The 13,265-nt window shown below is 46.4% G+C and carries 10 protein-coding genes; all 10 read left to right on the top strand.

Features of this window, described 5'->3' with window-relative positions; genetic code table 11:
• The first annotated feature begins 76 nt into the window (after positions 1-76).
• The 10 genes from QP775_RS07505 to QP775_RS07460 all read left to right on the top strand — a co-directional run bounded on the left by QP775_RS07505 (position 77) and on the right by QP775_RS07460 (position 13,199).
• Positions 77-4,393, top strand: coding sequence for a PolC-type DNA polymerase III (locus tag QP775_RS07505; protein ID WP_239328235.1), 4,317 nt, complete (start codon positions 77-79; stop codon positions 4,391-4,393).
• Between the two features lie 247 nt (positions 4,394-4,640).
• Positions 4,641-5,102, top strand: a complete 462-nt coding sequence (rimP, locus tag QP775_RS07500; protein WP_239328234.1) for a ribosome maturation factor RimP — start codon at positions 4,641-4,643, stop codon at positions 5,100-5,102.
• Between the two features lie 98 nt (positions 5,103-5,200).
• Positions 5,201-6,298, top strand: a complete 1,098-nt coding sequence (gene nusA, locus QP775_RS07495; RefSeq protein WP_028545195.1) for a transcription termination factor NusA — start codon at positions 5,201-5,203, stop codon at positions 6,296-6,298.
• Positions 6,299-6,406: 108 nt separating this feature from the next.
• Positions 6,407-6,721, top strand: coding sequence for an RNase P modulator RnpM (gene rnpM / locus QP775_RS07490; RefSeq protein ID WP_239328233.1), 315 nt, complete (start codon positions 6,407-6,409; stop codon positions 6,719-6,721).
• A complete protein-coding gene (locus tag QP775_RS07485; protein ID WP_239328693.1) occupies positions 6,708-7,037 on the top strand; it encodes a L7Ae/L30e/S12e/Gadd45 family ribosomal protein in 330 nt (109 codons plus the stop codon). Before rnpM ends, QP775_RS07485 begins: the two co-directional genes overlap by 14 nt.
• The gene (gene infB, locus QP775_RS07480) at positions 7,030-9,765 is read left to right on the top strand and encodes a translation initiation factor IF-2 (protein ID WP_285104899.1); all 2,736 of its coding nucleotides are present in this window, start codon (positions 7,030-7,032) and stop codon (positions 9,763-9,765) included. Before QP775_RS07485 ends, infB begins: the two co-directional genes overlap by 8 nt.
• Before the next feature lie 28 nt (positions 9,766-9,793).
• Positions 9,794-10,156: a 30S ribosome-binding factor RbfA gene (gene rbfA / locus QP775_RS07475; RefSeq protein ID WP_239328231.1), complete on the top strand. Its 363-nt coding sequence runs from the start codon at positions 9,794-9,796 to the stop codon at positions 10,154-10,156.
• A gap of 52 nt (positions 10,157-10,208) precedes the next feature.
• Positions 10,209-11,219 (top strand): DHH family phosphoesterase, encoded by a 1,011-nt coding sequence (locus tag QP775_RS07470; RefSeq protein WP_285105758.1) that lies wholly within the window; start codon positions 10,209-10,211, stop codon positions 11,217-11,219.
• The gene (truB, locus tag QP775_RS07465; RefSeq protein WP_285104897.1) at positions 11,216-12,139 is read left to right on the top strand and encodes a tRNA pseudouridine(55) synthase TruB; all 924 of its coding nucleotides are present in this window, start codon (positions 11,216-11,218) and stop codon (positions 12,137-12,139) included. The genes QP775_RS07470 and truB overlap by 4 nt, the downstream gene beginning before the upstream one ends.
• Before the next feature lie 112 nt (positions 12,140-12,251).
• Positions 12,252-13,199, top strand: a complete 948-nt coding sequence (locus tag QP775_RS07460) for a bifunctional riboflavin kinase/FAD synthetase (protein ID WP_285104895.1) — start codon at positions 12,252-12,254, stop codon at positions 13,197-13,199.
• The last annotated feature ends 66 nt before the right edge of the window (positions 13,200-13,265 follow it).

The following is a 13,265-nucleotide window of genomic DNA, read 5'->3' as shown; positions in this document are numbered from 1 at the left end:
CCAACGGAACACCGGACGATGACTCGACAGATGGGGGCCTTTTCTGTTCTTTTTGCACAGGGGGGATGAAGCAACTATGGATGATAAAAGACAACGATTGGAACTGTTAATGAAGCAGGTTGATTTGCCTTTTGAACTGGTGACCAACTATTTTCACGATAGCTGGATTCAACAGGTGGAGACAAGCCGCTCCAATCGGGAGTGGACAATTCATATCGGCAAAAAATCCGTCCTGCCTGCTGACGCTTACCGTACATTCTGTTTGAAGGTACAGGACAAGATGTCGCATATTGCAAAGATACGTATCATTTTTCATTATGAGGATATGGTACCGCATCAAGAAGTGGTAGAAGCGTATTGGCACTTGTTTGTCGAGTGGGTCAAACGTGAGGTTGCCTCTGTTAATGGCTGGTTGCATCGGGCGCAATTCGAAGTAGAAGGTGATCTCTTGCACCTGCTGTTAACCGACGCTATGACGTTGGAAATGGCGAAGAAGAAACAAATTGATACCTACATTAAAACGTTTTTTGAGACTTATTTTTCTCGTTCGCTGCGGGTTCAGATGAAGGTTGGCACGCAAGATCAAGAGGCAGTGGAAGCGTTCCAAGAGAAGCTAATGCAAGAAGAGCGCAAGGCTATCCAACAATTGATGGAAGATGCTGAGCGAGAAGCTGCTGATCAGGCGGCTGCTGAAATTGGAGAGATCCCAGATAAGCTGCAGTACGGCTATGACATCAAAGACGCACCAGTTTCTATTATGGATGTGCAGGATGAAGAGAAGCGTGTGACCCTTCAGGGGACAGTATTCGGTTTAGAAGTAAAGGAGTTAAGAAACGGCAGCACACTCTATACGTTTAACGTGACGGATTTCTCCGATTCTATGCTGGTAAAAATGTTCGGCAAAAACAAAGAAGATGTATTAAAGCTGAACTTAATCTCCAATGGTAAGTGGGTGAAGGTGCGCGGGCGTGTTGAATATGATCGCTTTATGATGACACCGGAGCTTGTTATGATCGCATCCGACATTCATGAAGTGACGGCCCCGCCGGAACGCAAAGACACAGCACAGGAGAAGCGGGTCGAATTCCATCTTCATACAACAATGAGTGCGATGGATGCTGTAGCCTCTGTAGATGCTTATGTGAAGCAGGCTGCAAAATGGGGACACAAAGCAATCGCGATTACGGATCATGCTAATGTTCAATGTTATCCGGATGCTGCTAAAGCAGGCAAGAAACATGGTGTTAAAGTGATCTATGGCCTTGAGGCCAATATAGTTAACGACGGCACTGAAGTTGTGTTAAATGCGGAGCCGCGCAATATTAAAGAAGCGGTTTATGTCGTATATGATATTGAAACTACAGGTCTGTCTGTATCCAACAATAAGATAATTGAACTTGCGGCTGTGAAGGTGCAGGATGGCAAGGAATTAGAGCGTTACAGTTCATTTGTTGACCCTCATGAGCGTATCCCGTACAACATTCAACAGTTAACTAATATTACAGATGAGATGGTTGCGGGCGCACCGGAAGTAGATGAAGTGCTAAAGGGCTTTATTGAGTTCGCAGGCGATGCTATTTTAGTTGCGCATAATGCTCGTTTTGATATGGGATTTATACAACATAATCTCAAAAAAATAGGACTGCCTGAGATGACGAATCCAGTATTGGATACGTTGGAACTGGCACGCTTGATTTTCCCAACTCTTAAAAATCACCGTTTGAACACATTGGCGGATAAATATAAAATCTCCCTTGATAATCATCACCGCGCGATTGATGACACGGCTGCATTATGTGGTATCCTTCAAGGCTTGTTAAATGATGCTTATCAGATCAAAGGGATAGAGATGCTCGATCGCCTTAATGATTATGTAGGTCAGAACTTATTTAACAGCCGCCCATTCCATTGCAACATTTATGCGCTTAACGATATCGGCAAGAAGAATTTGTATAAGCTTGTCTCTATGTCACATACGCAATATTTCCACAGAGTGGCTTGCATCCCGAAGAGCAAGCTTGTTGAAATGCGCGAAGGCTTGCTGCTGATGTCCGGTTGTGAGAAGGGTGAGTTCTTTGAGACCGTGCTGAACAAGTCGCAGGAAGAAGCGGAAGTTATTGCGGAATTTTATGACATACTAGAAATTCAACCCGTTACCATGTATATGCATTTGGTGGAGAAAGGGTTTGTTGGCTCCCCCTCTCAGATAGAGGACGCGTTGCGCAAAGTCTGTGATATCGGAGCCAAGCAGGGCAAGCCGGTAGTCGCGACAGGAAATGCTCATTATTTAAATCCACGAGACAAATTGTTCCGTGATATTACGATTCATGGCATTACCGGATTTAGCCCGTTAAAGGACATAAAGAAGCCGGATGCCCATTTCCGCACGACAACAGAGATGCTGCAAGAATTTGAATTTCTTGGCAAAGAACAAGCATATCAAGTCGTTGTCACTAATACAAATGAATTGGCGGATCGGTTCGAGACGATCAACTTGTTCCCTGATAAATTGTTTACACCAATAATTGATGGCGCTGATGAAGAGATGCGTAATACGTGTTATGATACCGCCAAGCGTATATACGGTGATGCCGTGCCAGAAATCGTGGTAGCACGACTTGAGAAAGAGCTGGAACCGATCATTAAATACGGATTTTCGGCCAACTATTTGATCTCGGAGCGTTTGGTGAAGAAATCCAATCAAGATGGGTATCTGGTTGGTTCCCGGGGGTCTGTCGGATCTTCTGTCGTAGCAATGTTCCTTGGGATATCAGAAGTTAATCCGCTCCCGCCTCACTATGTATGCCGTAATGAGTCCTGCAAGCACAGCGAGTGGTTCACGGATGGCAGCATTCCTAGTGGATTTGATTTGCCGGATAAAGCATGTCCGAACTGTGGCCAGACGATGAGAGGAGACGGACAAGATATTCCGTTTGAAACCTTCCTCGGCTTTAAAGGGGACAAGGTTCCAGATATCGACTTAAACTTCTCAGGTGAGTATCAGCCGATTGCCCACAACTATACGAAGGTTTTGTTTGGTGAGAAATGTGTGTTTCGTGCGGGTACGATTGGTACAGTAGCAGAGAAGACCGCATTTGGATTCGCTAAGAAATATGAGGAAAGCTACCATAAGAAATGGCGTGGAGCGGAGCTGAACCGGCTCGCGTCTGGCTGTACAGGAGTTAAGCGAAGCACAGGTCAGCATCCAGGTGGTATTGTCGTTGTACCTGACTATATGGATGTTGAAGATATTACACCAGTACAGTTTCCCGCTGATGATAAGAATGCGGAGTGGAAGACAACGCACTTTGATTATCACGCTTTTGACGCTAACTTGTTAAAGCTTGATATTCTCGGGCATGATGATCCGACGATGATGCGCATGCTGCAGGACTTAACGGGAGTGGATCCGACTACGATTCCGATGAATGACCCGAAGGTAATGAGCATGTTTAACTCCGTTGAAGCGCTTGGTGTCACATCAGACCGGATTCGTACTCCGGTAGCCACCTATGGAGTGCCTGAGATGGGGACGCGGTTTGTGCGACAGATGTTAGTTGAAGCGCAGCCGGCTACTTTTGCCGATTTACTCCAAATATCTGGACTTTCGCATGGTACAGGTGTATGGCTTGGCAATGCGCAGGAGTTAATCAAGAGCGGAATATGTACGATTAAGACCGTTATTGGTTGTCGTGATGAGATTATGTTATTTTTGATCTACAAGGCGGGGATGGACGCAGGCCTTGCCTTTAAGATTACGGAGAATGTCCGTAAAGGGAAAGGGCTGTCACAAGACTGGATTGACGAGATGAAGAAGTGTAACGTTCCGCAGTGGTATATTGATTCGTGTTTGAAAATTCAGTATATGTTCCCGAAGGCCCATGCTGCTGCATATGTCATCTCGGCTGTGCGAACTGCCTATTTTAAGCTGTATCATCCGATTGAGTTTTACGCCACTTACTTTACTGTGCGTGCGGAAGATTTTGATATCGAATTGTGCTGCCAAGGGTATGAAGCGATTGGTCGCAAGATAGATGAAATCGAGGCAAAGGGCTTCCAAGCAACAACGAAAGAAAAAAGTATGATCGCGATTCTGGAAATGGCGCTTGAGATGACCGCTCGCGGTTTCTCATTTAAGCCGATTGATCTATATCGGTCAGATGCGTCCAAATTCCAGGTTGACGGTAATTCGCTCGTTCCGCCGTTCTCTGCTGTGCAAGGAATTGGTGAGAATGCCGCGAAAAATATTGCAGCTTCCCGCGAAGGAACTGAATATTTATCTATTGAAGATTTCCAGCAGCGCTCGAAAGCTACTAAGACGATTGTAGAGATGCTGACGCAAATGGGCTGCTTCCGCGGCCTGCCTGAGAGCAATCAGCTCTCCTTGTTTTAAAAGTAAGTCGTGTGCACATGTGTCGAGAGGCCACTGGTAAAGGGGTTGTTAAGGTCACACCCTTGCCATTTGTCAACTGGCTATGATATAATTTTTTTGGTAATCATGTGGATACATCCGTTGCGTAAAGAGTGGGGAAACCCACTCTTTCATATTTGATACCGACTTTATTCGGGCTTGGTGCACCGCAGCGGGTTTCAACATATTAGTGAGTGACACCTTATTCGTCATTTGGGAGGTACCCAGCTTGAGCATACCGAACATCAGATCGGTCGTTGAAGACATGGTCAATCCGTACTTGGAAGAACATCAATTTGAATTGGTGGACGTTGAGTACGTAAAGGAAGGCAGCAGTTGGTTTTTACGAGTGTATGTGGACAAGGATGGCGGAATCGATATCGAAGATTGCGGCCGCGTCAGTGAATATTTGAGTCAGAAGCTGGATGAGAATGATCCGATTACTGACGCTTATTTTTTGGAGGTATCTTCTCCAGGAGCAGAGCGTCCACTCAAGAAAGCTAAAGATTTCATGAAGTCTATCGGTAAACATGTGTACGTGACTACATATGAGCCTATTGACGGCAATAAGGAATTCGAAGGAACACTTGTTTCATTTGATGAAGCAACAGTAGTCGTTCGAGTCGGCAAAAAAGAGCATTTGTTGCCTTATGATAAGGTTGCAAGCGCCCGATTGGCGATTATTTTCTAAATTGGTATGATTTTTAGTGCTCTGTACACACCACATTTTAATTCATATTCAAAGAACGCGAATGAGCCAGTTATTGGCTGAAAGGGGGAACCAATCACATGAGTATTGATTTTATCGAGGCACTAACCGAGATAGAGAGAGACAAAGGGATTAGCAAGGAGATTTTGATCGAGGCGATAGAAGCGGCCTTAATTTCCAGTTACAAGCGTAATTTCAACGCTGCGCAAAATGTCCGTGTGGATATTAACCGTTCAACAGGTGTTATTAAAGTATTCGCCCGCAAAACGGTTGTTGATGAAGTGATGGATCCGCGTCATGAAATCTCTGTTCACGCATCACGCGAGTATAATCCAAATTACATGGTAAATGATGTTTGTGACATTGAAGTTACACCGCGAGAATTTGGGCGTATTGCTGCACAAACGGCAAAACAAGTTGTAACACAGCGCATTCGTGAAGCGGAGCGCGGGCTTATCTATAACGCTTTTATCGACAAAGCGGATGATATTGTTACAGGGATTGTGCAGCGTCAAGATACACGCAATGTTTACATTGATCTGGGTAAAGTAGAGGCTGTGCTGCCATTAAACGAAATGATGCCAAACGAGAAGTTTAAGCACGGGGATCGTGTTAAGGCATACATTACGAAAGTGGAGAATACCACTAAGGGGCCACAAATCATTTTATCGCGTACACATCCAGGGTTGCTGAAGCGTTTGTTTGAACTGGAAGTACCTGAAATTTTCGAGGGTGTAGTAGAGATCAAATCCGTTGCTCGTGAAGCAGGTCAACGTTCCAAGATTGCGGTATATTCCCGCAACCCGGAAGTGGACCCGGTTGGATCATGCGTAGGGCCTAAAGGCTTGCGGGTCCAAACGATTGTAAATGAACTTCGCGGCGAGAAAATCGACATCGTTCGCTGGTCTGAAGATGTGGAAGAGTACGTAGCTAACGCACTCAGCCCGTCTAAGGTGGTCGAAGTTGATGTGCATGAAGAAGAGAAGATGGCGCGGGTTATCGTGCCTGACTACCAATTGTCATTGGCTATCGGCATTAAGGGCCAGAATGCCCGTCTTGCTGCGAAGTTAACGAGTTGGAAGATCGATATCAAGAGTGAATCCCAGGTCGAGCAGCCAGAGTCGAACTCAAGCGGCATAACATGGAGCGACGAGCTTGATATGAGATCGATGCATTAATTGTTGAAGGTGAACCAATACCGTATGACTCGGTCGCCTTCAGCTGAGGCTGGGGATGATAACTTCAGTCGTTGAAGGAAAGATCGGATCGTAAGGAGGGGGATCGTCATGAAACTAAGAAAAATTCCGCTGCGCAAATGTGTGGCGTGTCAACAAATGATGCCAAAGAAGGAACTTATCCGTGTGGTTAAGTCTCCAGAGGATGAAGTGCTGATTGACTTGACAGGCAAAAAGTCAGGAAGAGGCGCTTATCTGTGCGGTAAGTTATCGTGTTTTAAATTGGCTCACAAATCTAAAGCTCTTGACCGTGCACTGAAACATCCAGTGCACGCCAATATATATGAACAGTTAGCGCAAGATTTTATTCGCGTCGAAGATGAGTTTCTCGCGAGCAAGGAGCGGGATCATGATGATGAAGAATAAAGTGCTGTCTCAGCTAGGACTTGCACAGCGCGCCGGGAAGTTAGTTACCGGAGACGACATTGTGTTTAAAGCAATACGCAGCAATCAAGCTCGTTTAGTGTTTGTGGCAAGCGATGCTTCGGAGAACACTCAGAAGAAGTTTCGTGACAAATGCCAGACCTATAACGTACCGCTTGTCATTGGATTCACACGCGATGAGCTAGGGGAGAGCTTAGGGAAGCTGGACCGAGTAATTGTGGGTGTGACAGACAACGGCTTCGCGAGCATGATGAAGAACGGGCTTATTACTTTGTCGGAGGTGGAGTATATTGAGTAAACAAGAGAAGGAAAATAAGGATAAACTAAGAGTTTATGAGTATGCTAAGCAGTTGAATATGAGCAGTAAAGAAATTATTACGATTCTAAAGCGACTTGATTATCCTGTAAACAATCATATGAGTGTAATGGAGAATGATGCTGTGGGTAAAGTAGAACAGTTTTTTAAAGACGTCAAAGCAAATGCGCAAGCGAAGCGTGAAGGTCAGCCTTCGAAGCAAGAAGCGCAAGTCAGCCAAGTAAATCCATCTGCCGAGGCGCCGAAGCGCTCGGATCAGCCTGCACGTCAAGAACGTGCAGAAGGACAACGCACGGGAGAACGAGACAGTCGTCCATCTCAAGACAGTCGTGAACGGACTGGTCAATCCGGCGGTAATCGTGACGGTCAACGTCGTGACGGTAATCGTCAAGGCCAAGGACAAGGAGATCGTCCGTCCCGTCCGTATAACAGCCAAGGCCGTCCGCAAGGACAAGGTGGCCAAGGTCAAGGACAAGGAGATCGTCCGTCCCGTCCGTACAACAGCCAAGGTCGTCCGCAAGGACAAGGTGGCCAAGGTCAAGGACAAGGAGATCGTCCGTCCCGTCCATACAACAGCCAAGGCCGTCCGCAAGGACAAGGTGGCCAAGGTCAAGGACAAGGCAACCGTGATAACAGAGGCGGTCAAGACCGTCGTCCACAGAGCGGTGGAGCACCTGGTGCTAACCGCAGCTCCTTCCAGAAGCCTGCTGCTCCAGCAGCAGCTCGTCCAGTTGGAGAGAAGCCGCAACCGGCTCGTTTGAACCAAGGTACCCGTCCTACTAAGTATGATGACAAAGGTGCAGGGGATCGAAACAAGCCAGGTGCAAGAGGCACGGGCAAAGGCGGCAGAACGGATAATAAACGTTTTGACGACAGCCGTAATATGCGTGGTGGCAGAGGTAAAGGTAGAGGCAAGAACCAACGTCATGGAGAAGTGCGCGAAAAGGTTGATAATACACCAAAGAAAATTATCGTGCGCGGAGATATGACTGTTGGTGATCTGGCAAAGCTGCTTCATAAAGATGCTTCCGAAGTTATCAAAAAGCTCTTTTTGATGGGTCTTATGGCTACAATTAACCAAGAGATCGATCTGGATACGATTCAATTAATTGCTGACGACTATAAGGTCGAGGTAGAAGTGAAGCTTCCAGTGCAAGAAGATCCGTTTGAAGAAGAAGAAGAAGTAGAAGAAGCGGAGAACTTAGTCGTACGGCCTCCAGTTGTTACGATCATGGGTCACGTTGACCATGGTAAGACGACGCTGCTTGACTCGATTCGTAAAACAAACGTTACAAGCGCAGAAGCAGGCGGTATTACGCAGCATATCGGTGCGTACCAAGTCGAGATTAACAATAAAAAAATCACCTTCTTGGATACACCAGGTCACGAAGCATTTACATTAATGCGTGCTCGTGGTGCCCAAGTTACGGACATTACCATTATCGTTGTAGCAGCGGATGACGGCGTTATGCCGCAAACGGTAGAAGCAATCAGTCATGCTAAGGCAGCTGGTGTCCCTATTATTGTAGCTGTCAACAAAGTCGATAAGCCTGGTGCTGATCCAGACCGTGTTAAACAAGAATTAACAAATTATGAGCTCGTTCCAGAAGAGTGGGGCGGAGACACTATCTTTGTAAATGTGTCTGCTAAGCAGCGTACGGGCTTAGAAGAGTTGCTGGAAATGATTCTCCTTGTTTCTGAGGTGAATGAATTCAAAGCGAACCCTAATAAGCTGGCTCGTGGTACAGTTATTGAGGCTGAGCTAGACAAAGGTCGTGGACCAGTTGCACGTATTCTGGTTCAACAAGGTACGCTTAAAGTCGGTGATCCATTAATCGCTGGTACGTCCTTCGGGCGTGTGCGCGCCATGGTAAACGACCGCGGCCGTCGCTTAAAAGAAGCGGGTCCGTCTACTCCAATCGAGATTACTGGTTTGACTGAGGTTCCACAGGCAGGGGATCCGTTTATCGTATTCGAAGACGAGCGCAAAGCACGCTCCATTTCGGAAAAGCGTACAACGACACTTCGCCAAAGCCAATTAGGCGCCAATACACGCGTTACATTGGATGATCTCTTCAAGCACATCAAAGATGGTGAAATGAAAGAACTGAACGTAATCATCAAAGCCGACGTTCAAGGTTCTGTTGAAGCCCTCAAAGGCTCCCTTCAGAAGATTGAAGTAGAAGGCGTGCGCGTGAAGATTATTCTTTCCGGTGCGGGTGCGATTACGGAGTCTGATATTATTTTGGCAACAGCATCCAATGCTATCGTTATCGGTTTTAACGTTCGTCCTGATGCACAAGCTAAGTTGACGGCAGATCAAGAGAAAGTTGACGTTCGCTTGCACCGTGTCATCTACAAGATCGTTGAAGAAATCGAACAAGCGATGAAGGGCATGCTTGATCCAGAATATAAAGAAGTAGTACTTGGTCATGCTGAAGTGCGTAACACGTTTAAGATCGGTAAAGTCGGTACAATCGCAGGTTGTATGGTAACATCCGGCAAGATCGTGCGCAACGCGGAGACTCGTGTTATTCGTGAGGGTATTGTAGTCTTCGAAGGCAAGATCGATTCCTTGAAACGTTTCAAAGATGATGCCAAAGAAGTGGCCCAAGGCTATGAGTGTGGTATTATGCTTGAGAAATATAATGATCTTAAGGAAGGCGACATCATCGAAGCGTTCGCAATGGAAACAGTAGAACGCAAGTAGTCGCTACCGAGAATAAGAGGTGATTTTTATGGCTAAGATTCGTACAGGTCGCGTCGGTGAGCAGATTAAGAAAGAATTAAGTCTGCTTATCCAGACAGAACTTAAAGACCCTCGTATCGGCTTTCTCACCGTCACAGGTGTAGATGTAACGAATGATCTGTCTTTAGCTAAAGTGTACTTGAGTGTTCTGGGAGATGAAGAAGCCCGCGAGAATTCTTTAAAGGCACTGGATAAAGCGAACGGATATCTTCGTTCGGAGCTGGGCAAACGTATTCGTTTTCGTCACACGCCAGAGCTTGTATTCAAGTTGGATACGTCCATTGAGTACGGCAGCCGCATTGAACGGTTGCTAAATGATGTTCGTGATGGGAACGAATCCCATGGCGAATAAGTTTGATGCTGCCAATCAATTAAATATGGGAATAACAACATCTGCAGTGAGTATGCATACTTCTGCAGATGGGTTGTTCCACCCTACATATGCGCACGATCTTGATCGTGCGTTGCGGTTTATTCAGGAACATGATCAGTTTCTGGTTGTGGCACATGTAAATCCTGACGGTGACGCTATAAGCTCTACGCTTGCTATCGGCTGGCTGCTGAACTTGTGGGACAAAACGTTTACCATGGTTAATGAGAATCAGATACCAGTCCGTTTGCAATTTATGGCTAATACAGACAACGTCATGATACATGAGGAGCTGGATCAGGCAGAAGCGCCTGCTTTTCAAGCGGTCATATGTGTAGATTGTGCGGATTATGACAGAATTGGCAGGATCAAGGAATGGATTACGTCAGACGTTCCTCTGCTGAACATCGATCATCATCCGACTAACAATCGTTATGGAAGTGTTGCATGTATTCGCGATAATGCTGCCGCAACGGCTGAGATCTTGTTTGATATGTTTGCACAAGGCAAGGTCACATTGGACCTTGACGTCTCTACGATGCTGTATACGGGATTGCTGACGGACACAGGCGGATTCCGCTATAGCAACACTACACCTCATGTAATGGCAATAGCCTCTGCACTGCTTGCGCTGGGTGTTGATGGCAATGATATAGCAGATCGTTTGTTAGAAAAGATGTCCTTTGCTCAAATGAGTCTGATTCAAAAAGGTCTTGGCCGACTTGCATTTTCAGATGATCACCGGATTGCTTGGTTGTATATAACACCAGAAGACATGACGGAGACGGGTGCTTTAAACGAGGATCTGGAAGGGCTGGTCAACTACCCGCGAAATGTAGAGGGTGTCGAGGTAGGTTTGTTGTTTAAAGTTAATGCGAATGGCCGTATTAAAGTGAGCATGCGTTCAGCTGGTAAAGTCAACGTAGCTGAGGTTGCACAAACGTTTGGCGGTGGAGGACACGTGAGAGCAGCAGGCTGTACGTTGACCGAGCCGCTGGATGACACGATAAAAGCCGTATTAGAGCAGGTGAAACAACGATTATGACAAGTCTAAATGGCATCCTTCCGGTTTGGAAGCCAGAAGGATGGACATCACATGATGTCGTCGCCAAAGTGCGCGGCATCGTAAGAGAGAAGCGAATCGGCCACACGGGGACACTTGATCCGCAAGTAACCGGTGTGTTACCGCTATGTGTAGGCAAGGCAACACGAATTGTGGAATATTTGCAAGAGCTGCCCAAGCAGTACGAAGCCGTGCTTCGTTTTGGAGTTGCTACGGACACGGAAGATAGCAGTGGAACTGTTATGGAAAGAATGGATGCTGCTCATCTTACAGAGGAACGGGTTCGAGAAGTTATGGCATCATTCTCAGGTCAGATTGATCAGGTTCCACCGATGTATTCGGCCGTAAAAGTCAACGGACAGCGACTTTATGAATTAGCTCGTGAAGGCAAGACGGTGGAACGTAAATCACGCACCGTAACCATCCATGATATTGAAGTGTTGGATATGAATCTGAGTGTGAGCGAACCAACAGTTCGATTCCGGGTCACTTGTTCGAAAGGGACATATATTCGCACTTTATGCGTGGATATTGGACGGGCATTAGAGGTGCCATCTACGATGGAATCTTTAATTCGAACGATGTCTGCTCAGTATACTGCAGAACAATGTTATACGATAGAGCAGATTCAGCAGGCGGCAAATGAGGGATCGGTCGAGGCGCTTCTGCAGCCAGTTGAGCAAGCGATGTCACATGTACCTGCTTTACACATGCTTGACGCTTTTGCTCATTATGCCGTTCAAGGTCGAGGCATTCCATTTCGAGCCTGTTCATTCCAACCTTTGACGAATCAGTTGTATCGGTTGTATGATGAACAAGAAGCATTTTACGGGTTGTTCCACGTACCTGCCGAAGATACGTGCTTGCGACCGGTTAAAGTGTTTTTACCATCAACAACTTAATTAAGATGGCGCAAGCATGAAGTCGCTGTTTAAGCTTGCGCCCTTTTCGCAGCAGATATTGTGAATGGAAGAACATACTAATCCCGGGGTGGATGTAGGAGTTTAGAGAACAATGCAGACAATAGTACTTCAAAATTCATTAGAGGATGCCACTTGGGAGCTGAACCATGCGGAACAAGTGCTCGTTCTCGGTCACTTTGACGGCATACATCAAGGGCATGCACATGTTATTGCGCGTGCTTTGAAGCATGGTAGAGAACATGGCCTTTCTGTAGGTATGATGACTTTTCATCCACATCCGAAGCATGTATTTGGCAGAACAGGTTACGACCGTTATTTAACGCCACTGCATGAGAAGGAACGTATTTTGGCTGAGATGGGACTGGATCGATTATATGTAGTCGACTTTGACACAGACTTTGCACTTATTACGCCAGAACAATTTGTACAAGCTGTATGCAGGCTTGGTGCCAAGCATGTGGTGTGTGGCTTTGATTATCGATATGGCCATCGCGGAGCAGGAACTGCTGAGAACCTGAAGGTGGCTGGAAGCAATTGCTTTACAGTTGATATTGTAGAGCCTTGCGATGACGAGGGTGTGAAGGTTAGCAGTACACGGATTCGGGGTTGTCTGCTCGAAGGTGATATGAGGCAGGCTAACCATTTGCTTGGGCGCACTTATTCTATACGCGGCGAGGTTGTGCATGGTGAGAAACGTGGACGTACAATCGGGTATCCGACTGCTAATGTTCATCCAGAGGAGCCTTATTTTATTCCGCGTCTTGGCGTATATGCGGTTCGTGCATTTGTACGCGGCAAGATGTATGACAGCGTAATGAGTATAGGATTAAAGCCTACGTTCCGCAGCGATATCATGGAGCCGGTCATCGAAGCGCATCTGTTTGATTTCGATGAAGATATCTATGGCGAGACCATGACCGTGCACTTAGTAGAGTATTTGCGCTCCGAGAAGAAATTTTCTTCTGTGCACGAGTTGATCGATCAGATTCAACGCGATGCGGATGCAGCACGGAAACGTCTGCAGGCGTTTCCGTCATAATGTTTTACTTTGCGCGGAATTGATGATATACTGATAACATTGTCGCGTTATTCGCGGCTTGTCCAT

The organism is Paenibacillus sp. UMB4589-SE434, from assembly GCF_030226685.1.
Lineage (GTDB): Bacteria > Bacillota > Bacilli > Paenibacillales > Paenibacillaceae > Paenibacillus_B.
Note: the sequence above shows the minus strand (reverse complement) of the source record. Positions and strands in the feature narration are given on the sequence as shown.

Coding starts and splice junctions, on each gene's coding strand:
- rbfA (WP_239328231.1), top strand. CDS start 9,794: ATGGCTAAGATTCGTACAGGTCGCGTCGGTGAGCAGATTAAGAAAGAA.
- truB (WP_285104897.1), top strand. CDS start 11,216: ATGACAAGTCTAAATGGCATCCTTCCGGTTTGGAAGCCAGAAGGATGG.
- rnpM (WP_239328233.1), top strand. CDS start 6,407: ATGAAACTAAGAAAAATTCCGCTGCGCAAATGTGTGGCGTGTCAACAA.
- QP775_RS07485 (WP_239328693.1), top strand. CDS start 6,708: ATGATGAAGAATAAAGTGCTGTCTCAGCTAGGACTTGCACAGCGCGCC.
- QP775_RS07470 (WP_285105758.1), top strand. CDS start 10,209: ATGCATACTTCTGCAGATGGGTTGTTCCACCCTACATATGCGCACGAT.
- QP775_RS07460 (WP_285104895.1), top strand. CDS start 12,252: ATGCAGACAATAGTACTTCAAAATTCATTAGAGGATGCCACTTGGGAG.
- QP775_RS07505 (WP_239328235.1), top strand. CDS start 77: ATGGATGATAAAAGACAACGATTGGAACTGTTAATGAAGCAGGTTGAT.
- nusA (WP_028545195.1), top strand. CDS start 5,201: ATGAGTATTGATTTTATCGAGGCACTAACCGAGATAGAGAGAGACAAA.